Raw genomic sequence first — 358 nt, 5'->3', positions numbered from 1 at the left:
AAAGATCGGTTTCGTACAGAACTGATCGAAACGACGCTTACCGCTTCAATTTTCAACGCCGCCCTCGGGCGGCGTTTTTTTTTGTCCCGACGGGCAATACGCCGCTTCGCGCCGGACCCATCTTCAGGCCAGGGGTATCGAGCCGCCCCGCGACGCGTGGTCGATCACGGCGAGGTAGGCACGCACCGTGGCAGGCAGGCCGGCATGCAGCGCTTCACCGATCAGGGCGTGGCCGATGGAGACCTCGAGCACGCCCGGCACGGCGGCCAGGAACGGACCGTGGTTGTCCTGGTTGTGGTCGTGCCCGGCGTTGACGCCACGGCCGGCCGCGGCCGCGGCCGCGGCCATTCCCGAGAAC

The 358-nt window shown here is 67.0% G+C and carries 1 protein-coding gene; it reads right to left on the bottom strand.

The window, feature by feature from the left end; translation table 11 throughout:
- Positions 1–123: 123 nt before the first annotated feature.
- Positions 124–358: pyridoxine 5'-phosphate synthase (locus K6753_RS14420; protein ID WP_223677164.1), on the bottom strand; the 235-nt coding region annotated here is incomplete at its 5' end.

The sequence above is a fragment of the Novilysobacter selenitireducens genome (assembly GCF_020026895.1).
GTDB classification, from domain to species: Bacteria; Pseudomonadota; Gammaproteobacteria; order Xanthomonadales; family Xanthomonadaceae; genus Lysobacter_C; species Lysobacter_C selenitireducens.
The sequence above is the reverse complement of the archived record's forward strand: the minus strand, read 5'-3'. Positions and strand labels throughout refer to the sequence as shown.